General features: G+C 67.7%; 22 protein-coding genes and 1 pseudogene. 16 read left to right on the plus strand and 7 right to left on the minus strand.

Annotated features, from left to right (window positions below):
• Positions 1–240 precede the first annotated feature (240 nt).
• The 6 genes and pseudogenes from J9611_RS21825 to J9611_RS09665 form a co-directional block, all read left to right on the plus strand.
• Positions 241–486: pseudogene (locus J9611_RS21825) on the plus strand (hypothetical protein); the annotation flags it as partial.
• Positions 479–2,128, plus strand: coding sequence for an ABC-F family ATP-binding cassette domain-containing protein (locus J9611_RS09645; RefSeq protein WP_211879659.1), 1,650 nt, complete (start codon positions 479–481; stop codon positions 2,126–2,128). The pseudogene J9611_RS21825 and the gene J9611_RS09645, both read left to right, overlap by 8 nt.
• Before the next feature lie 186 nt (positions 2,129–2,314).
• The gene (locus J9611_RS09650; RefSeq protein WP_211879661.1) at positions 2,315–2,662 is read left to right on the plus strand and encodes a molybdopterin oxidoreductase; all 348 of its coding nucleotides are present in this window, start codon (positions 2,315–2,317) and stop codon (positions 2,660–2,662) included.
• Positions 2,662–5,211, plus strand: coding sequence for a nitrite reductase large subunit NirB (gene nirB / locus J9611_RS09655; protein WP_211879662.1), 2,550 nt, complete (start codon positions 2,662–2,664; stop codon positions 5,209–5,211). Before J9611_RS09650 ends, nirB begins: the two co-directional genes overlap by 1 nt.
• Entirely contained in the window at positions 5,208–5,555 is a 348-nt protein-coding gene (locus tag J9611_RS09660) for a Rieske (2Fe-2S) protein (RefSeq protein WP_211879663.1), read from the plus strand. The genes nirB and J9611_RS09660 overlap by 4 nt, the downstream gene beginning before the upstream one ends.
• 193 nt (positions 5,556–5,748) lie before the next feature.
• Entirely contained in the window at positions 5,749–7,209 is a 1,461-nt protein-coding gene (locus J9611_RS09665) for an amino acid permease (protein ID WP_211879665.1), read from the plus strand.
• Between the two features lie 308 nt (positions 7,210–7,517).
• Here J9611_RS09665 and J9611_RS09670 read toward each other — a convergent pair whose 3' ends face one another.
• Positions 7,518–7,694: a CsbD family protein gene (locus J9611_RS09670; protein WP_211879668.1), complete on the minus strand. Its 177-nt coding sequence runs from the start codon at positions 7,692–7,694 to the stop codon at positions 7,518–7,520.
• A gap of 167 nt (positions 7,695–7,861) precedes the next feature.
• On the opposite strand from J9611_RS09670, the gene J9611_RS09675 reads away from it, so the two are divergent.
• The 6 genes from J9611_RS09675 (at position 7,862) to J9611_RS09700 (ending at position 12,839) form a co-directional block, all read left to right on the plus strand.
• Positions 7,862–8,362: an SRPBCC family protein gene (locus J9611_RS09675; protein WP_211879670.1), complete on the plus strand. Its 501-nt coding sequence runs from the start codon at positions 7,862–7,864 to the stop codon at positions 8,360–8,362.
• Positions 8,362–9,066 carry a pentapeptide repeat-containing protein gene (locus J9611_RS09680; protein ID WP_211879672.1) on the plus strand — a complete coding sequence of 235 codons (705 nt, stop codon included), beginning with the start codon at positions 8,362–8,364 and terminating at the stop codon, positions 9,064–9,066. The genes J9611_RS09675 and J9611_RS09680 overlap by 1 nt, the downstream gene beginning before the upstream one ends.
• Positions 9,067–9,208: 142 nt before the next feature.
• A complete protein-coding gene (locus J9611_RS09685) occupies positions 9,209–10,438 on the plus strand; it encodes a thiolase family protein (RefSeq protein ID WP_211879674.1) in 1,230 nt (409 codons plus the stop codon).
• A gap of 20 nt (positions 10,439–10,458) precedes the next feature.
• Positions 10,459–11,289, plus strand: a complete 831-nt coding sequence (locus tag J9611_RS09690) for an enoyl-CoA hydratase/isomerase family protein (RefSeq protein WP_211879712.1) — start codon at positions 10,459–10,461, stop codon at positions 11,287–11,289.
• Positions 11,286–12,185, plus strand: coding sequence for a 3-hydroxyacyl-CoA dehydrogenase family protein (locus J9611_RS09695; RefSeq protein WP_211879676.1), 900 nt, complete (start codon positions 11,286–11,288; stop codon positions 12,183–12,185). Before J9611_RS09690 ends, J9611_RS09695 begins: the two co-directional genes overlap by 4 nt.
• Before the next feature lie 45 nt (positions 12,186–12,230).
• On the plus strand, positions 12,231–12,839 hold the full coding sequence (locus J9611_RS09700; RefSeq protein WP_211879678.1) for a GNAT family N-acetyltransferase: 609 nt from the start codon (positions 12,231–12,233) through the stop codon (positions 12,837–12,839).
• Between the two features lie 82 nt (positions 12,840–12,921).
• Here the strand turns inward: J9611_RS09700 and J9611_RS09705 are convergent, their stop codons facing one another.
• Positions 12,922–13,710 (minus strand): SGNH/GDSL hydrolase family protein, encoded by a 789-nt coding sequence (locus J9611_RS09705; protein WP_211879680.1) that lies wholly within the window; start codon positions 13,708–13,710, stop codon positions 12,922–12,924.
• A gap of 166 nt (positions 13,711–13,876) precedes the next feature.
• Here J9611_RS09705 and J9611_RS09710 point away from each other — a divergent pair, with 166 nt between their 5' ends.
• Both J9611_RS09710 and J9611_RS09715 read left to right on the plus strand, forming a co-directional pair.
• Positions 13,877–14,584, plus strand: coding sequence for a tyrosine-protein phosphatase (locus J9611_RS09710; RefSeq protein ID WP_307857063.1), 708 nt, complete (start codon positions 13,877–13,879; stop codon positions 14,582–14,584).
• Between the two features lie 4 nt (positions 14,585–14,588).
• Positions 14,589–17,087, plus strand: a complete 2,499-nt coding sequence (locus J9611_RS09715; RefSeq protein ID WP_307857064.1) for a hypothetical protein — start codon at positions 14,589–14,591, stop codon at positions 17,085–17,087.
• A 73-nt stretch (positions 17,088–17,160) separates the two neighbouring features.
• On the opposite strand, the gene J9611_RS09720 is transcribed toward J9611_RS09715, so the two are convergent.
• From J9611_RS09720 to J9611_RS09730, 3 genes are all read right to left on the minus strand, one after another.
• Complete coding sequence (locus J9611_RS09720) at positions 17,161–18,318, minus strand: ATP-binding protein (protein WP_246527614.1); 1,158 nt, start codon at positions 18,316–18,318, stop codon at positions 17,161–17,163.
• Positions 18,319–18,851: 533 nt separating this feature from the next.
• A complete protein-coding gene (locus J9611_RS09725) occupies positions 18,852–20,060 on the minus strand; it encodes a globin domain-containing protein (RefSeq protein WP_211879681.1) in 1,209 nt (402 codons plus the stop codon).
• A 189-nt stretch (positions 20,061–20,249) separates the two neighbouring features.
• Positions 20,250–20,666, minus strand: a complete 417-nt coding sequence (locus tag J9611_RS09730; protein WP_211879683.1) for a PaaI family thioesterase — start codon at positions 20,664–20,666, stop codon at positions 20,250–20,252.
• A gap of 148 nt (positions 20,667–20,814) precedes the next feature.
• On the opposite strand from J9611_RS09730, the gene paaZ reads away from it, so the two are divergent.
• Complete coding sequence (gene paaZ / locus J9611_RS09735) at positions 20,815–22,926, plus strand: phenylacetic acid degradation bifunctional protein PaaZ (protein WP_211879685.1); 2,112 nt, start codon at positions 20,815–20,817, stop codon at positions 22,924–22,926.
• A gap of 421 nt (positions 22,927–23,347) precedes the next feature.
• On the opposite strand, the gene J9611_RS09740 is transcribed toward paaZ, so the two are convergent.
• Complete coding sequence (locus J9611_RS09740; RefSeq protein ID WP_211879687.1) at positions 23,348–24,184, minus strand: hypothetical protein; 837 nt, start codon at positions 24,182–24,184, stop codon at positions 23,348–23,350.
• A 128-nt stretch (positions 24,185–24,312) separates the two neighbouring features.
• On the opposite strand from J9611_RS09740, the gene J9611_RS09745 reads away from it, so the two are divergent.
• The gene (locus tag J9611_RS09745) at positions 24,313–24,720 is read left to right on the plus strand and encodes a VOC family protein (protein WP_211879689.1); all 408 of its coding nucleotides are present in this window, start codon (positions 24,313–24,315) and stop codon (positions 24,718–24,720) included.
• 84 nt (positions 24,721–24,804) lie between these two features.
• Here the strand turns inward: J9611_RS09745 and J9611_RS09750 are convergent, their stop codons facing one another.
• Entirely contained in the window at positions 24,805–25,692 is an 888-nt protein-coding gene (locus tag J9611_RS09750; protein WP_211879691.1) for a DUF427 domain-containing protein, read from the minus strand.
• Between the last annotated feature and the right edge of the window lie 883 nt (positions 25,693–26,575).

The following is a 26,575-nucleotide window of genomic DNA, read 5'->3' on the forward strand; positions in this document are numbered from 1 at the left end:
TCCAAATATCCGCGCTGGGCCGCCTCAATTCCTTGCATACACCCAGTCTTAAGGACCACTGCGCGAAGTCCAGCAGGCGCGCCTTAAACCACCCAAATTGTTCAGCGCAGTCCTAGCGTTGCAGGCGAAAGACCGTGCCCGGTAATCTGTTCGGTATGCCTAAATTTTTGTTTCGGTGCGCCAAAATTGTCCGCCGAACTGCCGGAGCCGCCGCCGCCGCCGCCGCCGCCGCGGTTCTCTTCCAGGCTGCTGAGGGAGCTCGCCTCGGAGGGCTGCACCGTCCTCATTTCCACCCATGACCTGCACGCCCTGCGCCAACTCTGCGACGAAGCCGTGCTGTTGATGCGCAAGGTCCTGATGCACGGCCCGCCGGAAGAAAGCAGCCGTGCTTGCCGCATGATCGGGATCCGACGGGCGGTGCGTCGCTTGACGTTGCCACCGTCGCCGGGCAGGCTGGACGCCTACTTGCGAGGACTCCTTGACTGAACATCTTCACCTTTCGGGCGTATCCCACGGCTACGGGGACCGCCAACTCTTTGACGGCGTCGAACTTGTCATCACCTCGGGCGAACACGTGGCGATCGTGGGCGAAAACGGGGCCGGAAAATCAACGCTGCTGCGGATCCTGGCCGGGCTCGAGCCGCCCGACGCGGGCACCGCCGCCAGGCACGGCCGCGTAGGCTACCTCGCCCAGACCCACGGCCTGCCGCCGTCGTTCACAGTGGGCAACGCGATCGACGACGCCCTGGCGGCACTGCGGGGCATCGAGGCGGAACTGGCCCGGCTGGAAGTCGGGCTGGCCGGCGCCGAAGCGGACGTCCTGGAGAGCTACGGCAGGCTGCAGACGCAGTACCAGCTGAGGGAAGGCTATGCCGCGGATTCCAGGGTGGAGGCGGCGCTGGACCGGCTCGGCCTGGGCGGGCTGGACCGGGAGCGGACGCTGGGATCGCTGTCCGGCGGGGAACAGGAACGGGTGGCGCTGGCCTGCGTGCTGGCCGATCCTGCGGACATCCTGCTCCTGGACGAACCCACCAACCATCTTGATGCCCGCGGCACCGCCTGGCTGGAGGCGCGGCTGGCAGCGCACCGCGGCACGGTGGTGGTGGTGTCCCACGACCGCGTGCTGCTGCGCAAGGTGGCCTCAACTATGATCGAAGTGGATGCCGAACGCCGCACGGTCAACCGCTACGGCAACGGTTACGAGGGCTACCTGCGGGAAAAGGCGGCGGAACGCCAGCGCTGGGTGCAGCAGTACCACGGTTGGCTGGATGCGATGGCTGCCGAACGGCTCCAGGCGGACACCGTGGCCGGGAAGATGGGCTACGCCCGCCAGCGCGACGGGGACAAGATGGGGTTCGACTTCAAGGCCGGCACCTGGCAGCGGGCAGCCAGCAGCAAGGTCCGCAATGCCCGGGAACGCCTGCGCCGGCTTGAGGCCAGCCCTGTTGACCGCCCGCCGGTTCCCCTGAGGCTGGCAACGGTTCTGTTGGCGGACGTTGCAGCGGGACCCGCCCTTGAAGCGAAGGGAGTGATGGTGCCCGGCCGCCTGGGACCAACGGATTTCCGGGCGGAGGCGGGCCAGAAGATCCTGATCACGGGACCCAACGGTGCAGGCAAGTCCACGCTGCTCGCCGTCCTCGCGGGCACGCTGGAACCGGCCGAAGGCGCCGTGATGAGGCCGGGCCGGATCGGCTACCTGCAGCAGGAGTTGGAACTCCCGCAGCGCCCGGGGCTGCGTCTTTTGCCTGCTTTTGCTGCTGGGCTGGGCGGCAACATCGATGAGCACGCCGAGGCGCTGCTGCGCCTGGGGCTCTTCCGGACTAGCGAATTCCACGTTCCAGTGGGAAGCCTTTCCGCCGGACAACAACGCAGGCTGGCGCTTGCCCGGCTCCTGCTGGGCGGTTTCGGGACGATGCTCGTGGATGAGCCCACCAACCACCTGGCACCCGTACTGGTGGAACAGCTTGAAGCCGCCCTTTCGGACTTCGCCGGGACACTGATCATGGTGAGCCACGACCGCGCGCTGGGGGAATGGTTCAGCAACTGTGCCCGGGAGGCCGGGAACGAGCGCGGCGCCGGGGCCGGGAACTGGCTCCGGTACGCCATGCGGGACGGCGCCCTGGCGTAGCGGTACTGGCTGGGGGCGTAGCCTCCGGAAACGGTGAGATTTGCGTTAAGGGATCGTTACGCCCTGCCCGCCGGGCCGAAACAACCGCGGAGCAGGATGGACGTGAGTCAGTGATTCCCACGCTCATGTAGCGCCCGTGCGGCTCTCCCGCGGGGGTGTACTCAGCCGGCCGAAAGGATCTGTCCCGTGATCACGAAGAACCTTTTCCTGCAGGGCGTCTTCCCCTTTGAGGGAGCCGGACTTGAAAAGCCGGTTCCCATCCACATGGGGCTCGCGCACTTCGTTCCGCACGGGGTCATCAACCAGACCCTTTATTTTCGCGGCGGCAACTCCTGTTCGGAGCTGATCACCATCGTCCTGATGCGCGACGGCGTGCCCATGCGCTATTTCCCCATCGGCGCCAAGAGCGACGTGCACGTGCCACTCAGGGTGGTGGAGGACATCGAGGGCGGGTCGGTGATCGAGCTGTTCCTCCTGGCAGCGGACGGCGTCAAGGGAGCCGTGGTCATAGACCTGGGCATGGTGGAACACTGATGACCACCGTCGCAGACAAGCCCCAGGACACGCACCAGCGCAAGCCCCAGTCGCGGCAGGGGAAGCCCGCCGCACGCCGCCGGCTCGTGGTGATCGGCAACGGGATGGCCGGGGCCCGTGCCGTGGAGGAAATCCTGGCGCGCGGCGGTGCGGAGCAGTTCACCATCACGATGTTCGGTGATGAGCCCTACGGCAACTACAACCGGATCATGCTCAGCCACGTCCTGTCCGGCGAGGAAAGCGACTCGGACATCTTCCTGAACTCCCTGCACTGGTACCAGGACAACAACATCACGCTGCACGCGGGCGTCCGGGTTGAACGGATCGACCGGTTCACCAAGTACGTCTTCGCCAACAACGGCCACGTCGTCCCCTACGACGTGCTGATCATTGCCACGGGCAGCCAGTCCTTCATGCCCCCGATGGATGGCCTCTACACTCCCAGCGGATCGGTCAAACCAGGGGTGTTCACCTTCCGCACCATCGATGACACGCGCAATATGGTGCAGCACGCGCAGTACGAGCACCACCACCGTGCCGTCGTGATCGGCGGCGGGCTGCTGGGCCTGGAGGCGGCCCGCGGCTTGCAGAGCCACGGCATTGACGTGGACGTGGTTCACTCCGGCGGGCACCTGATGAACGCCCAGATGGGGCCCGAGGGCGGAGCAATCCTCCGCCGGAGCGTGGAAGCCCTCGGCATCAGGGTGCACACCGGAAGCCGCACCACCGCCGTCCTCGGCACAGTCGGCACAGACAAGGTCTCCGGGGTCCGGCTGCGGGACCAGCCGGACATCGACTGCGACATGGTGGTGGTGGCCGCAGGCATCCGCCCCAACGTCGATCTCGCCGTCCTCAGCGGGCTGCCGGTGGAACGGGCCATCGTGGTCGATGACCAGCTGCGCGTCCTGGACGAGGACGACATCTATGCGGTGGGTGAATGCGTCCAGCACCGCGGGGAGGTGTACGGGCTCGTGGCACCGCTGTGGGAGCAGGCCGTCGTGCTTGCGGACCACGTCACCGGCGCGGATACCTCCTCGGCCTACCTCGGCTCCCGAACGGCCACCAAACTCAAGGTGGCCGGCGTCGAGGTGGCTTCAATGGGACTGCGCGGCCCGGAGCGCGAGACAGACGAACACATCGTCTTCTCCGAACCGAGCCGCGGGGTGTTCAAATCCATCGTCATCCGCGACAACAAAATGGTGGGTGCCACCCTGCTCGGTGACAGCCGCAAGGTCGCCTATCTGACGCAGGCCTTTGACAAGGGGCTGCCGCTGCCCGAGGAACGGATCTCGCTCATGTTTGACCTGGGCGCCCCCGCCGAAGACGAAAGTGTTGCTGAACTGGACGACGACGCCCAGGTCTGTAACTGCAACGGCGTCAGTAAGAAATCCCTCGTGGCCGTCGTCAAAGGCGGGTGCAACACCGTCGCGGGCGCCATGGATGCCACGCGGGCAGGCAAGGGCTGCGGTTCCTGCAAGCTGCTGGTCAAACAGGTGGTGGAATGGGCGGCCGACGGTGCCGTAGAGGAGGATCCGGCGGCCAGCTACTACGTGCCGGGCATTCCGCTGGACAAGCCGTCCCTGATGGCCGCCATCCGGAAGCAGGGCCTCCGTTCGGTGTCCGCCGTGTTTGCCGCCCTGGCGCCGGACAGCGGAGAAGGCGCGAAGTCGAAAATGGGCCTCGCCTCGCTGATGAAGATGATGTTGGCAGACCAGTACATTGACGAGCGCGATGCCCGGTTCATCAACGACCGCGTGCACGCAAACATCCAGCGCGACGGCACGTTCTCCGTGGTTCCGCAAATGAAGGGCGGCGTGACCTCTGTACAGCAACTGCGCCGGATTGCCGACGTCGCCGAAAAGCACAACATCCCCATGATCAAGCTGACCGGCGGTCAACGCATCGACCTCCTGGGCGTCCCCAAGGAGGACCTGCCGCAGGTCTGGGCGGACCTGGACATGCCCTCCGGTTACGCCTACGGCAAGAGCTTCCGCACGGTAAAAACCTGCGTCGGAAAGGACTTCTGCCGCTACGGCACCGGCGATTCCACCAAGCTGGGGATCGAAATCGAGTCTCGGTTCCAGGGCATCGAGTCGCCAGCCAAGCTGAAGCTCGCCGTCTCCGGCTGCCCCCGGAACTGCGCCGAATCGCTGGTCAAGGACGTCGGCGTGGTGGCCGTCGAGGGCGGCCGCTGGGAAGTCTACGTCGGGGGAGCGGCCGGCGCCCATATCCGCAAGGGCGACCTGCTGGCCACCGTGGACGATCCCGAGGACGTCAAGCTGCTGACAGGCCGCTTCATGCAGTACTACCGGCAGAACGCCAACTGGCTTGAACGGACCTACGCGTTCGTTCCACGGGTGGGCATTGAGCACATCCGTGCCGTGGTGGTTGATGACGCGGAGGGCATCGCCGCGGAACTGGACGCCGCCATGCAGGCCTCCGTGGACAGCTACGTGGATCCGTGGAGTGAACGCGATGATCCGCTCACGCCGGGCCAGTTCCGTGCGTCCCTGCCGCTCACGGTCCTGCCGCAGGTGCCGGTCCGATGAGTACGCGTCAGGTGAGTGCCGGCCTCCACAACCTCGGTCCCGTCGATCAGATCCCTTTCGGGGAGGGACGGGCTTTTGGGGTCGACGGCGAACAGGTGGCGGTCTTCCGGCTCCGCGACGGAACCCTGCGCGCACTGTCCGCCGTCTGCCCCCACCGGGGCGGGCCGATCGCGGACGGCACTATCGACCAGCGGGTGGTGATGTGCCCGCTGCACCAGAATGCCTTCGAGCTGGACACCGGGTGCTCCACTACCGGGGCCGAGCCGCTGCGCAGCTACGAGGTTCACACGGACGCTGAACAGAACATTGTTCTGCGAACTGGCCGGAGTGGCGTCATTAATTAGGGATGGCGTCCGTTTGGTGTTGCCCGCGTCACGCACACCCGCCCGGGTCTTGTAAGCTGGGCAGGCCGCGCGAACCTTCGACCTTTGTGAGGTTTGGTATGCATTGTTGCCCCTTGTTGGGGGCTCAACCCGAATTTCGTGTACCGAATCCACGGTCCGGTCCCGGCCATTCCCCGACCCAGAAGGAACAGTTGTGCCACAAAGTACTTCAGAACTTCAGAGCGCGCCGGCGCAATCCGCCGTCGTCGACTCCACCCTCAGCGCCGAGGGCTACAAAAAGACCCTGAGCGGCCGCCACGTCACCATGATCTCCATGGGCGGCGCCATCGGCGTCGGCCTCTTCATGGGTGCCGGCGGACGGCTGGCCTCGACCGGGCCGGCGCTGATCTTCTCCTATGCCATTGCCGGCATCATCGCCTACCTGCTGATGCGGGCGCTGGGCGAGCTCATCATGTACCGCCAGACCTCGGGCTCCTTCGTCAGCTATGCCGGCGAAATGTTCGGCAAGAAGGGCGCCTTCCTGTCCGGCTGGATGTACTTCATCAACTGGGGCATGACAGGGATCGCGGAACTGATCGCGATCGGCCTGTACTTCCAGTTCTTCTTCCCCAACGTGCCCGTCGAGGCGTCCGCCATTGCGGCGCTGGCGCTGCTGGTGGCCGTGAACCTGCTCAGCGTCAAGGCGTTCGGCGAGTTTGAATTCTGGGCGTCCTGCCTCAAGGTCGGTGCCATCCTGATCTTCCTCGCCGTCGGCACCTTCATGGTGGTCACAAACGCCAAGGTGGGCAGCGGCCACGCCTCCGTAGCCAACCTCTTCGACGGCGACGGGGGCATGTTCCCCAAGGGTGCCCTCGTGATGGTGCTCGTGCTGAACGCCGTCATCTTCGCCTACAACGGCATCGAACTCGTCGGCATCACCGCCGGTGAGATGCAGAATCCGAAGCGTGAAGTGCCCAAGGCGATCCGCGCCGTCGTGCTCCGCATCGTAGTCTTCTACGTCGGTTCAGTCCTGCTCCTGGCCATGCTGCTGCCGTCCGACCAGTACAAGGCCGGCGTTTCGCCGTTCGTCACCGTGTTCGGCCAGATGGGCCTTGGCTGGGTGGGTGACGTCATGAACATGATCGTCATCACCGCCGCGCTGTCCTCCTGCAACTCGGGCCTGTACTCGATCGGCCGCGTCTTCCGCACCATGGCCAACAATGGGCATGCCCCGCAGTGGCTCACCAGGATGTCCTCGCGCCACGTCCCGTACGCAGCGATCCTCGCCATCGCCGCGTTCTACCTCGTGGGCATCCTGCTCAACATCTGGCTGGGCGGCTCGCACGCCTTCGACCTCGCGCTCAACACGGCCTCCATCGGCGTCATCTTCACCTGGGGCGCCATCTTCGCCAGCCAGATCGCACTGCGCCACCAGAAAGGCCGGATCTCCAGCCTGCCCATGCCGGGTTCACCCTGGACCAGCTGGGCCGGCCTGATCGCCCTGCTCGCCATCACGGTGCTGATCGGCTTCGACACCATGACGGACAAGGCGAGCGGCGAGGTGTTCCACCTGGGGCTGTGGACCCTGGCCACCATCCCGTTCTTCGCCCTGGTGCTGTGGCTCGGCTGGCAGAAGGTCAAGAATAACGAGCCCAAGAGCGAGCTCTTCAGCTAGTCGTCTCCGTTTCCCCGTCGGTTGCTCCGTAACTGCCGTTATGAGCGTGAATAAGGGCAGTTACGGAGCAACCAACGACGGCGGGCCCCCGGTGCGGGGGCCCGCCGTCGTTGGTTGCTCCGTAACTGCCGTTATGAGCGTGAATAAGGGCAGTTACGGAGCAACCAACGACGGCGGGCCCCCGGTGAGGGGGCCCGCCGTCGTGGTCTCGCCGCGGCTTAGCCGCCCGGTCCGCTGCGGACACGGCAGCGGCGCCGGAGATCCCCCAAGGGAAGTCCAGCGCCGCGGCCTGGTGAAGATCTGCAGGATCAGTCCTTCTTGAAGGTGTCCTTGACGTCCTCGCCGACCTTCTTGGCGTCGGCTACGACCTGGTCCTTCTGGCCCTCGGCCTTGAGGCGGTCATTGTCCGTGGCATTTCCGGTAGCTTCCTTGGCCTTGCCGCCGAGGTCCTCCGCCTCGTTCTGAATCTTGTCTCCGATACCCATGGTGCGCGCCACCTTTCGTTTCCGGTTGTAATTCAATGCACTTTCACACTAACACAAAGCATGCTTACTATCTCGAGGGGGCGGCCGGCCCAGGCGGTGCCGGCTCAGGGCCTCCGGGCTTCTGCACGGGGTGAAATATTCCGGGGAGCCCGGCTAGGCTCGAAGCCATGGACCATAAAACCAGTCTCACGCAGCACATCAAGGCCCCGGCGGACAGGGTGTGGGCGGTCGTTTCGGACATCCCGGGATCGGCCGCGACGCTGTCCGCCATCGATTCCGTCCAGATGCTCACCGCGGGCCCGTACGCCGAGGGCACGCGGTGGAAGGAAACCCGCACCATGATGGGCCGGTCCGAAACAGTGGAGCTGTGGGTCGCCCAATGCGAGCCCCCCTCTGCGGGTAGGGACGGCGGAGCCCGCGGCGGCACCACGGGCGGCAGTACCACGGTCAAGGCCCGCCAGGCCGGCGCCGACTACACCTCGCGGTTCGCCCTTGCGGAGCGCGACGGCGGGACGGACCTGACGCTCACGTTCGGCGCCGAGGTCATCAAGCCCACGCGGCTGAGCAGGATCATGATGGCGGTGTTCGGCCCGATCGGGATGCGCATCACCCGCAAGGCCCTCGCCAGGGATCTGGCGGAGATCGCAGCCAAGGCCGAGTCCCTGTGATGACGCGGGCCACCCCTGCCGCCAGGACAGCCAGGGCGGCCAAGGGGGCCAAGGCAACCAAGGTCACGCCGCCACGCCTGGCGCCCGTCCTGCTGGGGGAGCTGACGGACGATCCGGCGCCGGACCTCCAGCGCGGCGAGCGGTACGACGGCGTCCGGTACAGCCGAGCGTCCGCCGACGGCCTGGAGCTCAGCGGCACGGACTTCGCCGAGTGTGAGTTCGCCGGGATCTCCTTCAACGAGACGCAGCTGCGCGGCGCCACGTTCCGCGACTGCATCATCGCGGAGCTCTACGCCCCCGTGTTCATGGCAGCCCGGGCCACCCTGCGGGACGTGGAGTTCGGCAATCCGCGCTGGGGCTCCGCCGAACTCTACGAAAGCGGCTGGCAGTCGGTGCGGATCGACGGCGGCAAGCTGGACTACGTCAACCTGCGCGGCTCCAGGCTGACGGATGTCCAGATCAGCGACTGCATCATCAACGAACTCGACCTCGGCTCCTGCGCGGCCACCCGGGTGACGCTGAAAAACTGCACCATCGGCACCCTGGACCTCAGCGGCGCCAAGCTGAGGGACTTCGATCTCCGCGGCACCGATTTCCGCACCATCAGCGGCCTGGACAGCCTGTCCGGCCTCGTCGTCGACGATTACCAGCTGACCCTGCTCGCGCCCCTGCTGGCGGGACATCTGGGCATAGTGGTCGCGTAATCACGGGGGCATCCGGTTGACCCCGTTGCCCTGCCGTGTAATCTTTATAGAACGAACGGTCGGTAATGAACTTGCGCTACTTAACTGAAGGCGTGTTGCCGCCGCGGACAACAGTGCTGTTTATCGCGTGAAGGGTGTACCCATGGCATCAGCAGTTGCAGGACCACAGGCATTTCTCGTTGGCGGTGCCCGCACCGCCGTGGGCCGTTACGGCGGTGCCCTCTCCGCGGTCCGCCCCGATGACCTCGCCGCCCTCGTGGTCGGCGAAGCAGTGTCCCGCGCCGCCCTGGATCCGGACAGCATCGACGAGGTGATCCTCGGCAACGCCAACGGCGCCGGCGAGGAAAACCGCAACGTGGCCCGGATGGCGACCCTCCTGGCCGGCCTTCCGCTGCACATCTCCGGCATCACCGTGAACCGGCTCTGCGCCTCCGGCCTGAGCGCCATCATCATGGCCAGCCACATGATCAAGTCCGGCGCCGCGGACATCGTGATCGCGGGCGGCGTCGAATCCATGAGCCGGGCCCCCTGGGTGCAGGAAAAGCCCCGGACCGCCTTCGCCAAGCCCGGCGAAATCTTCGATACCTCCATCGGCTGGCGCTTCGCCAACCCGCAGTTCAAGAAGGGCGGGCTCTCCCGCGACGGCAAGATGACGTACTCCATGCCGGAAACGGCCGAGGAAGTCGCCCGGGTGGACGGCATCTCCCGCGAAGACGCCGACGCGTTCGCCGTCCGCTCGCACGAACGCGCCCTCGCCGCCATCGCCGCCGGCCGTTTCGCCGACGAGATCGTCCCCGTGACCGTCAAGTCCCGCAAGGGCGAGACGGTCGTGGATACCGACGAGGGCCCCCGCGCCGGGACCACCATGGATGTCCTCGCCGGGCTCCGCCCCGTCGTCGCGGGCGGCTCGGTGGTCACGGCGGGCAACTCCTCCACCCTCAACGACGGTGCCTCCGCGATTATCGTGGCCTCCGAGGCCGCGATCCGGAGGCTCGGCCTCACGCCGCGCGCCCGCATCATCGACGGCGCCTCCGCCGGCTGCGAGCCCGAGATCATGGGAATCGGCCCCGTCCCGGCCACCCAGAAGGTGCTGGCCCGGACCGGGCTGAACGCCGGTGACCTCGGCGCCGTCGAACTTAACGAAGCGTTCGCCACCCAGTCCCTCGCCTGCATGCGCCGGCTCGGCCTGGACCCGGAGACTGTGAACCGCGACGGCGGCGCGATCTCCCTGGGGCACCCGCTGGGTTCGTCCGGCTCACGGATCGCCATCACCCTGCTGGGCCGGATGGAGCGCGAAGACGCCAGGATCGGCCTGGCCACCATGTGCATCGGCGTCGGCCAGGGCACCGCGATGCTGCTGGAACGCGTCTAGTGGCGGCCCCCGAGGCAGGAATCAGCAAGGCAGGGCCCACCACGGCCGGGCTTAACCCGGCGGACTTCGGCACGCTGAAGGTCCAGGAGCTTCAGGACAGGGTGGTGGTGCTGCTCAACCGTCCCGAGGTCCGTAACGCGATCGACCAGCAGATGGTGGACGAGCTCCACGCGGTCTGCGCCGCCCTGGAGCAGAACCCCAGGGTGCTCATCATCGCCGGGACGGACGGGGTCTTCGCTTCCGGCGCGGACATCGCCCAGCTGCGCGAACGCCGCCGCGACGATGCCCTGCACGGTATCAACTCCGGCATCTTCGTCCGGATCGCCAAGCTGCCCATGCCGGTCATCGCCGCCCTGGACGGCTTCTGCCTGGGCGGCGGGGCCGAGCTGGCGTACGCGGCCGACTTCCGGATCGGCACGCCCGGCGTACGGATCGGGAACCCGGAGACCGGGCTGGGCATCCTCGCCGCGGCGGGCGCCAGCTGGCGCCTCAAGGAGCTGGTGGGGGAGCCCGTCGCCAAGGAGATCCTGCTCGCCGGGCTCGTGCTCCGCGCCGAGCAGGCCCTGGCCGTGCACCTGATCACCGAAATCCACGAGGCCCCCGAGCTGATGGACGCCGCCCATGCGCTGGCGGACCGGATCGCGCGGCAGGACCCGCTGGCCGTGCGGATCACCAAGTCCGTGTTCCATGCCCCGGCGGAGGCGCATCCGCTGATCGACCAGCTGGCCCAGGGCATCCTCTTCGAGTCCCAGGCCAAGTTCGACCGCATGCAGGCCTTCCTCGATAAAAAGGCCGATAAGAAGGCCGGCAAAAAGTCCGACGAGACATCAGACCGGAAGAAGCAGACATGAGCAACCCTGAAGTTTCGGACAAACTCCCGGCCAACCTTCCGGCCGCCAACCTTCCCGACTTCGTCGGAGTCCTCGGCGGCGGGCGCATGGGCGCCGGCATCGCCCACGCCTTCCTGATCAAAGGGGCCAACGTCCTCGTGGTCGAGCGCGACGAGGCCTCGGCCGAGGCCGCCCGCGAACGCGTGGAATCCGCAGCCGCCAAGAGCATCGAGCGCGGCGCCGTCGACGGCAACCTGGACGAAATGGTGTCCCGGCTCGCCGTGACCGTCGACTACGACGACTTCACGGACCGCCAGCTGGTCATCGAGGCCGTCCCCGAGGACTGGGAGCTGAAGGTGACAGCGCTGAAGGGGATAGAGGAGCGCCTCGCCGCCGACGCCTACCTCGCGTCCAACACCTCCTCGCTGTCCGTCGACGGACTGGCCCGCGAGCTGAAGCGGCCCCAGAACTTCCTCGGCCTGCACTTCTTCAACCCCGTGCCGGCGTCAACCCTCATCGAGGTCGTCCTCGGCGAGCAGACCTCCGAACCGCTGGCCCGGGCGGCCCGCGGCTGGGTCGAGGCGCTCGGCAAGACCGCCGTCGTCGTCAGCGACGCCCCCGGCTTTGCGTCCTCACGCCTCGGCGTGGCGATCGCGCTGGAGGCCATGCGCATGGTCGAAGAGGGCGTGGCGTCCGCCGAGGACATCGACAACGCCATGGTGCTCGGCTACAAGCACCCCACCGGCCCGTTGCGGACCACGGACATCGTCGGCCTGGACGTGCGCCTGGGCATCGCCGAATACCTGGCCTCCACGCTGGGCGAGCGCTTCGCCCCGCCGCAGATCCTGCGGGACAAGGTGGCGCGCGGCGAGCTCGGCCGCAAGACGGGCAAGGGCTTCTTCGACTGGACCGCCTGACGCCGTTCGTCCGCACCGTGGAGCTCTGACGCCTAGGCTGGTGCCGTGACATCCATCGAACCCATCACCTTGACCGGCAAATACGTGGTCCTGGAGCCCCTGAGCCAGGCCCATCACGACGGCCTCGTGGAGGCGGTCCGCGACGGGGACCTCTGGAAGCTCTGGTACACCGGGGTCCCGGCGCCGGAGGGGATGGCCGCCGAGATCGACCGGCGGCTGGAACTCCAGGAGCGCGGTTCCATGCTGCCCTTCACCGCCAGGCTGATCGATCCCGCCACCGGCGGACCCGGCAGCGTGATCGGCATGACCACGTATATGAACATCGATGCCAACACGCCACGGGTGGAGATCGGTTCCACGTGGAACGCGGCCTCCGCACAGGGCAGCGGCAGCAACCCGGACTCGAAGCTGCTGCTGCTGCGGCACGCCTTCGAAACCCTCGGCTGCCCCGCCGTCGAATTCCGGACCCACTGGCTCAACCACCAGTCCCGCGAGGCGATCGCCCGGTTGGGCGCCAAACAGGACGGCGTGCTCCGCAGCCACACCCGCACCGGCGACGGGGCGCTCCGGGACACGGTGGTGTTTTCCATCCTCGAGCATGAGTGGCCGATGGTCCGCAACGGCCTGGAGTTCAGGCTGGCCAAGGTCCGCTGAGGTGGCCGGTATCCCGGCCCGCTGTCCCGGCGGCCGGTCACGGAGAACATCCGCGACCGGCCGCCGATCAATGGATCAAGGCTCAGTACACCCCTGCCGCTTTCAGTGCGGCGTAGTACGCTTTGTAGCCCGCCGCATTCGGGTGGTAGGCGTCCGACGCCAGCGGAACCGACGGGTTGTTGATCCACGGGTCCCCCGATCCGATGCCGTGGCCGGCGAACGCGCCGGTCACATCGACGTACTGCGCCCCGGTCGCCGAGGCGGCCTGGAAGATGGACCCGTTGAGCGCATCAACGAACTGGTTGGCCTGGTCGGGGAGCCCCTGGGCGGACTCAAACAGATGCGGGTAGCCGGTCACGACAATCTTCGCGCGGGGGGCTTCGGCCTTGACGGCAAGGACCAGCCGGGCCACCCGCGAGGACAGTTCGCCGGTGCTGAGCAGGTTCTGGGCAGAGGCCAGCGACTGCTGGCAGGCCGGGCTTTCCAGCGCAGCCCCGCACAACACGGCGATAGCGCCTACGTTGAGGTCGTTACCGCCGGCGGTGATGGTCACCAGCTCGGTGCCCTTTTTGAGGCGGCGGAGCTGCGTCGCCGCGATGTCCGCGGTGGTGTTCCCGCTGCAGGCCGCATTGGTGGTCAGTTTGATGCTCTTTGCCTGGTCGGCAAGTTCCGCATAGCTGTTCTCGCTGCGGAAGCAGGCGTCGAGGTACGGACCTGCGCCCTGACCTGCGGCATAGGAATCGCCCAGGGCCACGTAACTGGTCTTTGAAGCGGCCTCCGCCGGGACAGCGGCCGCCCCCAGGACCATTGCCAGGGTGGCGAGGCCGGCCGCGATCGTCGAGCGCTGGCGCCGGAGTTTCAAAGTGCTCATGTGTTCCCCCATTTTTTCGAGTGAGAAAGCCGGTCCGGCGACCCGTGCCGAAACGCGGGCCCCGGGCCACCCTATGCGCGCGCCCGGGGCCGCGCCCCGTGCCAATGGTCCCGACTTGCAATTCTTTCGTGTGCGCGTGCAGTGAGCGTGTGGTTAGCTTTCGTAAGTGGAAGAGTCCGGGAAAACCGTGGGCTGGGACGGGGCCGTCAACGCCTGGCACGTCGCCGGTGATGTCTACCGCATGGGCCGCCGCGAGTGGCTCACCGAGGCCGGCTGGCAGCAGACGTACGACGGCGGCATCCGCACCGTCGTCGACCTCCGCAATGATGACGAGCGGCAACGCCGGGAATCCGATCCGCCGGTGAGTCCCGCGGTGCTGGCGGCGTTCGACGTCGTGCTGGCCCCCACGGAAGACCCCGGCAGCAGCGAGTTCCGCGCGATCTGCGGGCCGTACCTGAACAACCCGGCGTCCTACGCCGACAACGCCCGGCTCTTCCCGGAAAAGCTGGCCGGCGTCTTCAAGGCAGTCGCGGCAGCGCAGGGCGGCGTCGTCATCCACTGCTCGGCCGGCCGGGACCGCAGCGGCATGGTCGCGGCGATGCTCCAGGACCTCGCCGGGGACACCGACGACGCCATCGTGCTCGGCTACCAGCGCTCGATGCGGGGCATCAATGAATACCGCCGGCTGGCGGCAGTCCCGCATCCGCATGAACGGTATTTGCCCGATGAGGTCCTGGTCCCCCTGCTGGAATTCCGCGGCGGAAGCCTGCTGAAGTTCGTCCGCTCGCTGAAGACCGGCGAATACCTGCGCCGCCACGGGGTGACGGACACGGAGCTCACTGCCATTCTGCGCAAACTGGGGCGGCTACAGTAGCCGGGTGAAGACTACGAAGTTCCAGCACTCGGTCCAGGCTGCCGCGGCTCTCGCGATCGCGCTGGCCGGATCGTTCGCTGCCGTTCCGGCCTGGGCCGAAGCCGGAGCGGACCCGACGCCGTCCGCTGCGTCAAGCGCGGCGCCTTCCCCGGCGCCGTCGGTCAGCGCGGCCGGACTGGCGGAGGCCATCGGGCGGGACCTCGGCATGAGCCTCGAGGAATTCAACGCCGCCGGCGAGCAGGCCAGGCGCGCCGCCGACGCCGTGCCCTCCTTGCGCGGCCTCGCCGGCTATGTGGGGATCAGCCTGAAGGACGGGAAGATCGCTGTCGAAGGCGTCGGCACCGGGCTGCAGGCGCGGGTGGACCAACTGAACCGGGCCGCACCGGCGGACTTCGTGCTCGTGGCCCCGGCGGCCGCCACCCCTGGTTCCGTGCCCGCCACGCCTGGTTCCGGCCCGGTCAAGTCTGCCTCCGCTGTACCCCCGGCTGCCTCGGCCGCGGAGCTGGTGGCGTCCAGCACCGAGCAGCTGTTCCAGGCGTACATCCGTGACGTCGGCCCCGCCGGGCTGCAGGCCGTGGCCTACGCCGACGGGCATTTCGTCATCCGGACCGGCGGGATCAATACTCCCGAAACCGGGCTGCCGGCCGTCCTGGATCCACAGCTTCCGACGGCCCCGGCATCGACGGCCCCTGCCGGGACGGCGCAGTCGGCGCCCGGCAAGATTTCGCCGGCAGAATTCGTGGCCCGTTACGCCAACGTCCGGCTGCAAAAGGGCGCCCCGATTCAGACCGAAGAGGACCTCTTCGGCGGACAGGGCTACGTCATCGACCAGCTGGCCATCTGCTCGGCCGGCTTCGGCGCCTTCAGTCCGGCCGGGGAGCCGCTGGTGCTGACGGCGGGGCACTGCGCCGGAGACGGGCCGGCGAAAAAATCCGCGGACATCGAGACCCCGAGCGCCTCCACCGCGGGCGGCGCGACGACCGCCCTGACGCGCCCGCTCGCCCCGCTGGGGACCTTTGGATTCAGCCAGTTCGGCGGCCTGAACAACTCCTGGATCACAGGCACCGAGGCTGCCCCCGGCAACGTGGGTACCGACGTCGCCGTCATCGGGGCGCTGCGGGCCGGAGTCAACGTCCAGCCTGCCGCAACGAAGTGGGACAGCGTCGCCAGCCCGGGTCCGACGTCCGTGAAGATCATCGGCACGGTGGCACCCTTCCAGGGCCAGGCAGTCTGCCGCTCCGGGCGCACCACCGGCTGGTCCTGCGGCACGGTGAGCGAGCTGGGGACCTACGTCGTGGGCGGCAGCACGGCCGACCCTGCCGATCTCCGGGCCTTCAGCGGCTTCCTCTCCAAGGATGTCCAGTCCAGCGGGGGGGACTCCGGCGGGCCGTGGGTCAGCGGCAACTACGCCGTCGGCACCCACAGCGCCGGGGACGCTGCGGGATCCGCCGAGAACTTTGCCATTGCCACGACACTAGAGGACTCCCTGGCCCGGATTCCCGGCGGCGTGCAGCTTCAGCTTTTCCTGAACAAACCCGAACTGGTCGCGCCTGCGAATGCCACGTTCACCGCCGGAACGCCCGTCACGGGGCGCGTCCCCGCAGCCCCGGCCTCGGCCGTTGCCGCCAATTCGAAAGTGCACATCACCGTCGCGGGCCAGCCGCCGCTTGAGGTGCCGGTGGATGCCGCGGGCAACTGGACATTCCCTGCACCGTTGTCCACCGGCCGGCTCCAGTTCTCCGCCGAGACAGTGAACGGCTTCAGCCGGTCAGGGCAGGCCTCCCTGTCCGTCAACGTCTCGGACCTGCCAGCACCGGTGATAAACCAGCCGTCGGAGGGCGCAGAACTGACCGGTGCCGGCAGCATTGACGGCACCGGAACGCCCGGACTGACGGTGCAGCTGTCCGGGAGTATCACCGCATCCGCGGCGGTCGGCCCGGACGGCAAGTGGAGCATCCCGCTGTCCGGCCAGGCGGTCTACGGCAAACTCTCGGTCACAGCCGTGCAGACGGCCCGCAACCATGAAGACAGCCCCTCGGCCACCCGAAGCTTTACCGTGATGCCCCCCGCGCCGGCCGTCTCCGGCATTCCGGACGGGCTGCGCTTCGGCCACGACGGCCTCCCCGCGACGATCTCCGGCAGCGGCGTCGACGGCGCCGACGTGACCGTCCTCGTCGACCGGGTGCCGGCAGGTACCGCGCAGACGGCGGGGGGACGCTGGAGCGTGCCGTTCCCCGCCGGCCTGGCCGCGGGCCCGCATACGGTCTCGGTCAGCCAGGCGGTCGACGGCGTTGCTTCCGTTCCGGCGACGGCGGCGTTCACCATCGACCCGGCAGCCGTGCAACCGGCAGCCGTGCACCCGGCGGGCGACACGGGCGGTTCCGGGCGGTTGGCCAACACCGGGGCCGGATCCCTGCTGCCCGCAGCCGGGCTCGGCGCCGGTGCCCTCCTGCTCGGCGGAGCCCTGCTGGCCGTCCGCCGCCGCCGGGTGGTTCTTCGCTGACAACTCGCGCTGGAAGTCGTCGATGACTGCAACGTGGCCCTTTTCGGCGAGGGCCGGGTAGTTGATGTGGCAGCTATCCTCGAAGGTATTGACGAAGGCCGGGTATGGCGAAGTCGACCTTGCCGTAGCCGGCAGGTTCGATCAGGCCGGCTGCGATGAGCCGGTTCCGGTACTTTGAGACCACATTGGGTTTGGATTTGATGATGTGCCCGATCTGGGCGGCCGCTGATGGGCCGTCCTGCTGGGCCATGGCATCGAGGAACTCGCGGTCCTTGTCGGAGATGTCCGAAAGCGCGGACTCGACTACAACCAGGGTATTCCGTCGCCGTGCGGCCGCAATGGCGGCGCGAACGCTGTTCTGGTCCAAGGTCCAGCCGGCCTTGCCGGCCGCCATCCAGAGGTAATAGCCAACGAGCTGAATGAGGAACGGGTAGCCTTCGGTGGCCTCCGCCGCCTCGCTGACCAGCTCCGGGGAGACGTCGATGCCCCCTTCGCTGAAAAGTTCCCGGTAGGACGCGGTGACTTCGGCGGTTGCTGCCTCATGAAGATTGATCCTGTCCGCTCGCCGCAGGAAGGTGGCCACACCTTCATTCAGCAGATCGGACACGGCCGCCGGGAGGCCAGCGAAGATCAGGCCGATTGGCAGCCCGTCGCGGATGAAGTGTTGCACGTCCGCGGCGAGCTGTGAGATTTCAGTCCGGTCGACGGCATGGATCTCGTCAATTGTGATGACCAGGCCTGTACCCTTCGCTTCCAGCAGCCGCAGCAATTCCTCCCCTGTCCGGCGCCAGTCTGGAACGCGTTCCTGGGGGAGCTGGGTTGTCAGCCCGAACCCAGCCGCAGAGAAGGCGGTGATCTTCCGTGTGGGCGGGCCGCCCCCGAACTCGTCGACAAGGCGGAGCATATCGTCGCCGATCTTGGCCAGGAAACCAGGATTGGCGGTCCGGGAGATCACCGCCCAGCCGTGGTTTCTCGCGATCGCTTCTGCGGCGCTCAACATGACGGTCTTGCCGATGCCCCTGGACCCGGTGATGATGGTGAGGAGGCCGGGAGCACCCGAGCCCTGCTGCAGGCCGTACTCGAATTCGTCCAGGAGCCCGGCCCGCCCGATCAGGTCCGGCGGGGTGGCTCCGGCGGTCGGTTTGAACGGGTTCTGCACCGAGGCCCCCGGGTGAAAGTAGGTGAAACTGGTGAAAGTGGTGAACTTCGGCCAGACTACCACCCATTTCATTCCCGATTAATGGCTGCGGCGGAGCGGCCCAACTGAGAGCCGACGGGGGAGCGCGCCGGTCGGGCCAGCCTTCCTCATCCTTGCTTCGTTGTACTGCTGCGCTTCACGCGGGCGCATAGTGCAGTGCGAGAAGCGGGACATGCGCATCCAGGCCGCGGCTATGCCCACGCCATCGTGCATATTGATGACGGCCCTCCCGGTCGCGTCTTGCAAGCCGAGGATTGCGAAGCAATCGGGGCGGGACAGTCGTGCCAAGGCCGCCCATCACAACATGGGTGTCGTACCCCATCAGGCTCGCCACCAGGAGGATCGGTGTGGCCGCCGCCCAGGCCTGCGGCGAGCACGTCGTCGGATAGGGCACGGGCTCGGCGAGCTGTCGTTGTGGTGAATCCTGACTCGACGCATGCCACAAAATGTCTGCTGACCGAAGACGGAGTCTTGTACGTCACTAACGCCGATAAAGGTTCCGTACTGAAAGTCTCTGACTGGCCAGGGCCACTGGGAATGCCGCTGTCCCCGCTTCGTTGAGCGGGCTACTGGAAATCCGCCAGCCACAGGTCCGGGCCGAAAACCTCATACTGGACGTCCCTGGGCCGGACGCCGCCGGCCACCAGCGCGCTCCGGACCGACTGCAGGAAGGGCAGCGGCCCGCAGAGGTAATACTCGGCGTCGTCGGGCAGTTCCACGGCGCTGACATCCATAAAGCCGGAGAACCCGGACTCGGAGGACTTTCCGCCCTCGGCGGCATACAGGAACCACGTTTTCAACGTCCCGTCTGCCAGTTTCGCGAGATCCTCCGTGACCTGCGCCCGGAGCGGGAAGGACTCCTCGCTGTCATCGGCATGCAGCAGCATCACCTGGCGCTGGGAGCCGGACTTCACCAGGTGGGACAGCATTCCGGCCATCGGCGTGATCCCGATTCCCGCGCTCGCCAGGACCAGCGGCCGGTCCGTGTACTCCAGCACCACATCGCCGAAGGGTGCCGAGAGCACCACCTCGTCGCCCACCTGGACACCGTCGTGGAGCAGCGTGGACATCTCGCCGTCCGGGGTGCTGAGCCCATGGACCCTCTTCACGGCGAACTGCCGGTGCAGCCCGTCGTCGGCCCTGGTCAGGCTGTACTGCCGGGGCTGCTGCACGCCGTCGGGCATCGGCATCCTGATGGTCACGTACTGCCCCGGCAGGGACGGCTTGACGTCGCGCTCGTCGGTGCGTTCGACGACGAACGAGACCACGTCCTCCGTCTCCTGGATCCGCTGGGCCACCCGCCACGTCCGCCAGATCGTCTCGGGACTCAGGTGCACGGCGTTGTACAGCCCGCGTTCCTTGTTGATGAGCATGTTCGCCATCAGCCAGTAGACCTCGTCCCAGGCGGCCGCGACCTCGGGCGTGACGGCATCCCCGAGGACGTCCACGATCGCCCACATCAGGTGGTCGTGGACGATTTGGTACTGGTCCGGGCTCAGTCCCAGCGAGACGTGCTTGTGGGAGATCCGCGAGAGGAGGTGGTCCGGCACCTGGTCAGGCTTGTCCACCAGCAGCCCGGCGAACGCCGCGATGGATCCGGCCAGTGCCTGCTGCTGGCGGCCGTCCGCCTGGTTTCCCCGGTTGAAAAGCCCGTCCAGGAGGTCCGGCCGCGCGTCGAACATGTGTTCGTAGAAGCGCTTGGCGATCTCCTCGATGCGCTCGCCCACGGCAGGCAGCGTGGCCTTGATCACGGGTAGCGAGGTGTCTGAGAGCATGGCGGTTCCCTTCCAGTGCGGCCGTGCCGGTCGGTGTTGGGTGGCTTAGCACCGCCAATCTAACAGCCGCGGCCCGGGTGCCTTCCGGGCCGATCGGCCCTACCCAGACCCGAGTTCGCCGGAATGATGCCGGGTCGCCGTGCGGCTACGGCGACCCCGCAGGTCTTGGGCGAACCCGGCGGTGTCCGGTCAGGACTTCCGGTCCAGCAGCAGGTTGGTGATCCGCAGCGTGCACAGCCGCTGCCCGGCGTCGTTCGTGATCAGCACCTCGTGGGTGGTGAGGGTGCCGCCGAGGTGGATGGGGGTGGCCGTGATCGTGATGGTCCCCTCGCGGGCGGACTTGTGGTGGGTCGCGGAAACATCCACGCCCACCGCGGTCTTGCCCAGCGTGCTGGCGTGGATCACGGCGGCCCAGGAGCCCACGGCCTCGCCGACGGCCAGGGACGCGCCGCCATGCAGCAGCCCGAACGACTGCCGGTTGCCTTCCACCGGCATGGTCGCCACGACGCGTTCCACGGACTCCTCGACGATCTTGACGCCCATCTTCTCGTCCAGTTCGCCGAGCGTGATTTTCCACGGCTCTGTGGTGCGGGGCTCGGGCGTCATGGCGTCTCCTCTGTGGCCGGCCGGCCGGTCGGTGCCGCGGCTAGTGTGCCGCGCGCATCATTCCTGTACTGTAGACATATTACCGAACGGACGGTCAGTAATGCGCCGGCCGTGTTGATCTTGCCCCCGCTGGAAGGACCCGTCAACGATGACCACCACCGCAACTGCTCCGGAACCCACTGTAGACACCGTAGAAATCGTTCCCAGCTTCATCCGTGATTCCTGGTGGACCCCCGACGCCGCCGCCGCAGCCGGCGCCGCACCCGTCCTGGATGCCAGCACCGGCGAACTCCTGGCCAGGGTGAGCACCGCGGGGCTGGACCTGGCCGCCGTCGTGGATTACGGACGCACCACCGGGCAGGCCGAGCTCGGCAGGCTGACCTTCCACCAGCGCGCCCTCAAGCTCAAGGAGCTGGCGCAGTACCTGAACGCGCGCCGCGACGAGTTCTACGCGGTCTCGGCGCAGTCCGGCGCCACCAGGATCGACTCGATGATCGACATCGACGGCGGCATCGGCGTGCTGTTCACCTTCGGCTCCAAGGGCCGCCGCGAACTGCCCAACTCCCAGGTGGTCGTGGACGGGCCCATGGAGGTGCTGTCCAAGGACGGCTCGTTCGCCGGTGAACACATCTTCACCCGCATCCCGGGCGTGGCCGTGCAGATCAACGCCTTCAACTTCCCGGTCTGGGGCATGCTCGAGAAGCTCGCCCCGGCCTTCATCGCCGGCGTCCCCACCATCGTCAAGCCCGCCACCCCCACCGGCTATGTCGCAGCCGCCGTGGTCAAGGCGATCATCGAATCCGGCATCCTGCCCAAGGGCTCGCTGCAGCTGATCTCCGGCTCCGTCCGCACGCTCCTGGACCACCTCGACTACCGCGACTACGTCTCCTTCACCGGCTCCGCCTCCACCGCCGACACCCTGAAATCCCACCCGAACGTGGTCAAGGGCGGCGTCCGCTTCACCTCGGAGACCGACTCCCTCAACGCCGCGATCCTCGGCCCGGACGCCGTCAAGGGCACGCCGGAGTTCGACGCCTTCATCAAGTCCCTCGTCACCGAGATGACGGCGAAGGCCGGCCAGAAGTGCACCTCGATCCGCCGCGCGATCGTGCCGCAGGACCTGGTGTCCGACGTCGTGGCCGCCGTGGGCGACCGGATCAAGGAACGCGTGGTCCTCGGCGACCCCCGCGCCGAGGGCGTCACCATGGGCGCCCTGGCCTCCCGGGAGCAGCTCGCCGACGTCCGCGCCGCCGTCCAGGCCATGCTCGACGCCGGCGGGGAGCTCGCCTACGGCACCCTCGACTCGCCCAGGGTGACCAGCGCCGACGGTACCGTCGGCGTCGTCGACGAGGGCGCCTTCATGTCGCCCGTCCTGCTGAGCTGGGCCGATCCGGAAGCCGAGGAGCTCCACTCGCTCGAGGCGTTCGGCCCGGTGTCCTCGGTGGTCGGGTACACGGACCTGCCCGACGCCGTCCGCCTCGCCGCCCGCGGCGGCGGCTCGCTCGTCGCCTCGGTCTGCACCAACGATCCGGCCGTGGCGCGGGAGCTGGTGACGGGCATCGCGGCCCACCACGGCCGTGTCCTCATGCTCAACCGCGAGGACGCCCGCAGCTCCACCGGCCACGGCTCACCGGTCCCGCACCTGGTCCACGGCGGACCCGGCCGCGCCGGCGGCGGCGAGGAACTCGGCGGCATCCGCTCGGTCATGCACCACATGCAGCGCACCGCCATCCAGGGCTCGCCCAACATGCTGACCGCCGTGACGGGCATCTGGCACACCGGGGCCGACCGCAACTTCACCCTGGACACCGAAGGCCAGCACCCGTTCCGGAAGCCCCTGGGCACGCTGCATATCGGCGACGCCATCCGCTCCGGGCTGCGCGAGGTTTCGCTGGAGGACATCACGGCGTTCGCCAACTCCACGGGCGACACCTTCTACGCCCACACCAACGAGGAGGCCGCCGCCGCGAACCCGTTCTTCCCGGGCATCGTGGCGCACGGCTATCTGCTGCTGGCCTGGGGCGCGGGACTGTTCGTGGAGCCCGCTCCGGGCCCCGTCCTGGCCAACTACGGCCTGGAGAACCTGCGCTTCATCACCCCCGTGGCCGCGGGCGACTCCATCCGGGTCACGCTGACGGCCAAGAAGATCACCCCGCGCGAGACCGACGAGTACGGCGAGGTGGCCTGGGACGCCGTCCTGACCAACCAGGACGACGAGATCGTCGCCACCTACGACGTCCTCACCCTCGTGGAGAAATAGACGCTCCCTCACGTCCTGCACGTTGCGGGCGGACGCTCCCTCACTTGCTGCACGTTCCGGGCGGACGGTCCCTCACTTGCTGCCCCCAAACCCGGGTGTCATGTCTCAGGGCGTGTGGTGGACGGTTTGTCTTTGGTTCGTCTGCTGGTGGTGGAGCGGGCCCGACGTCGGGTGTTCCTTTCGTGGTCTGTGTGGCTGATGACGCGCAAACCGCCCCACGAGGCGCCGCGCACCAGGCGCCGCGCGGGAGGCCCGGGCCAGGCGGCCACGGCATGACGGATCCTGATATCCGGATTGTCGAGAAATAGACGCTCCCTCACGTCCTGCACGTTGCGGGCGGACGCTCCCTCACTTGCTTCTTGAGTTGCCACGACCGTGCCGCGTTTGCCAGATGAATCGCCTCGAAAAGAGACTAGCTATCCTAAGGCGGGGGAGGTGCCAGGCCGGCGAAGGGTTTGAGCCGGTTTTTGAATTCTTCCCTGTCTGACCCGGGAATCAGACCGTTGGCGCCGTAGCTGATGCTCAGCGTGTCCGGCTGCCCGCCCGCTCCGGGAGGTGGCCGGAGGCCTTCCTCAAAGCGACCCTGGGTATCCTTCGATAGATCCTGGAACATGAAGGACAGCCACTGTCCGGCCGGTCCCTCGGCGGATCCGGAAACTATGACCTGGGTTTCCGGAGTGGCACCGCCCAGCTCGCGGACGCGGTCCTCATCGGTCCAGAGGTCGTAACGGTCGAGAACGGGGGCTGAATATCCGTGCCGGCCCAGGACACCTCCGATGATCTCGAGGGCCCGCTGCTTGCCGGCCCACGTCGTCGGCACACTGGTGCTTTGTGAGGGAGGTGCGTTGATGAGTGTCAGGATTGACTCCCCGCCGAAGTCGTTTTGCGTGCGCTCGTGAAACGGGTCGACGTCGTCCTGTCCGGCCGGTCCGGGGGCCCACTCCAGCTCAAGCTCCCTGGCCAGTGCCGCCCGGATATCCGCGACCATTTCCATCCCCGCGGCATAGCCCTCCTCGGCAGTGGGACCGCGAAGGATTTCGTCAGGATCGAGACCGGCAACACCCGGATAATCGCGCCAGTACACGGTGCGCTCTTCGCCGTCCTCGTCCTTGACCACGGTGGTCCGTCCGACGGCATTTGTCATCATAAAGTGGGCCAGGCCGGCTGCGGGAACCGCCAGGACGGCCACCAGGACAACAACGGTTGCCGCAATCCACCAACGCCTGCGGGGGCGCCGGGTGCCTGTCACCTCGTCCATCCGCCCAGCCTACCTACACAAGTTCCCGGGGTAGCGCCGGGGGCCCGCCGGTGATGCCTTCGGCAGCCAATTCGCAGGCTCTTTCTGGCCCGCTCCGGCGTAAAATCTTCATCGTAGGAGGTAGAAAAATGACCCTAGTATTGAACAGTGCCACAACCGTTCTGCCCGTTGACGACAAAGAGCGCGCCCGCCGTTTCTACGCGGAAACTCTCGGACTCCCGCATCGTGGCGTGGCGGAAGATGGCAGCGAAATGTTCGGCAGCGACGGCGGCCCGATGCTGCAGTTGATGCCGGTGACGGATGGCAAGCACTCCGAGCACACAACCCTCAGCTTTGAGGTCCGCGATATCGAGCGGACCGTCGAGGAGATGGAAGCGAAGGGTGTGAGGTTCCAGGACTACGACCTCCCGGACCTCAAGACCGAGCACCACATCTGCACAACCGATTCGGAGAAGTGCGCCTGGTTCATGGACTCGGAGCACAACATCCTGTGCGTCCACGAGAACATCACCTCGCCGGCTGACTACCAGGTCTGACCGGATCTGCACCGGAATCTGATCGGCGGAAGTGTCGGCGGAAGTATCGAGGCGCCCCGGCTCAGCGGGGCGCCTTCCCGCTGTCTAAGGCAGGGGTGCCGGGGCGGCGTCCGGGGCGGCGCCTTCCCGCCGATCCTGCGGCCGGGACCAGGGCGTCACGGGCCGGACCTGGAGCACGCCGTCGACCGTCACGTCCACCCGCTCATTGAAGAAGCACACGAGGCCGTGGATCTGGGCGGCGTCGCGGAAGCGGCGGTCATAGCTCCACGCGACGTTCCTTCCGCTCTCCGGGACGGGATACGTCCAGTAACGGGCTTCGCCCTTGTAGGGGCAGACGGTCCGCTTGGGGCTCGCCTCCATCAGGTCCAGGCGCACATCCTCCGGCGGGATGTAGTAGCGGACCGGGAGCATCGTCTCGTAGAGGAGTTGCGCGCCGTTCGTGCTGGCGAGCGTCACGCCGTCGAGCGCCACCTCCACCTTGAGGGAGGAGGCCCGGATGTCCACCCGGTGGAACGGGTCGCGGGGGTGGCCGATGATCTCCTCGTCATCCTCCAGCCAGTCAAAGGCGCCGAAGTCCAGGACCACATACCCGGCGAGGTGTGGATCGTCCGGGCGGAACGCGGCGCGCGGCGCCGTCGCCGTTGCCGTCACGACGTCGAACTCCTCGCCGGCCGAGGTGTGCTTGCCGAAGCCGGTGCGGGGGTCCAGCAACGGCGGGACGTCCACGGACAGCGTGACCCCGAGCTCGTGGACCTCGGCCCCCGAGCCGCCCGGCGCTGCGAGTTCCGCCAGCAGTTCCGCCTCCGGAACCGCAAAGATCGGGGTAATCCGCCGCGGCTCCCAGACCAGGAGCGCGTTGAGGGTGTCGACGACGGTGTTCCCGCTGAGTCGCGCCCGGACCCGCTTGGCGGTGGGCTGGTAACGGAGTTGCGAAAAGGTTCCGAAGAGGACATCGGATAGTTTCGTGGCCATGCATTCAGGGTGGCCTCCGCGCCCCCGCGCCGTCAATGGCCGTGCAGCACCGGCGCTCCCTTGAATCCTGCGGGATTTTCCCGCTGGCGGCCCGTGCGGTGGGGGCGTACCGAATCCCTGGATCCGCGGGACATGCCCATTGCTGGGCCTGACGAATGGACATATCACCATCATGCCCAACGGTCGCGGGCAGCGGAGGGCATGTCCAGCGGGGGTGCGGCCGCAGCGGAGGGCATGTCCAATGGCGCGGCCGAAGGTGGGACATGCCCACGGGTCGGAAAGGGTGCAGGACGTGCGGGAGGGTCGCCGGGAAGGGTGCAGGACGTGCGGGAGCGTCGCCGGAATGGGTGCAGGACGTGCGGGAGGGTCGCCGGGAAGGGTGCAGGACGTGCGGGAGCGTCGCCGGAATGGGTGCAGGACGTGCGGGAGGGTCGCCGGGGAGGGTGCAGGACGTGCGGGAGCGTCGCCGGAATGGGTGCAGGACGTGCGGGAGGGTCGCCGGGGAGGGTGCAGGACGTGCGGGAGCGTCGCCGGAATGGGTGCAGGACGTGCGGGAGGGTCGCCGGGGAGGGTGCAGGACGTGCGGGAGCGTCGCCGGAATGGGTGCAGGACGTGCGGGAGGGTCGCCGGGGAGGGTGCAGGACGTGCGGGAGCGTCGCCGGAATGGGTGCAGGACGTGCGGGAGGGTCGCCGGGGAGGGTGCAGGACGTGCGGGAGCGTCGCCGGAATGGGTGCAGGACGTGCGGGAGGGTCGCCGGGGAGGGTGCAGGACGTGCGGGAGCGTCGCCGGAATGGGTGCAGGACGTGCGGGAGGGTCGCCGGGGAGGGTGCAGGACGTGCGGGAGCGTCGCCGGAATGGGTGCAGGACGTGCGGGAGGGTCGC

The organism is Pseudarthrobacter albicanus, from assembly GCF_018224015.1.
GTDB classification, from domain to species: Bacteria; Actinomycetota; Actinomycetes; order Actinomycetales; family Micrococcaceae; genus Arthrobacter; species Arthrobacter albicanus.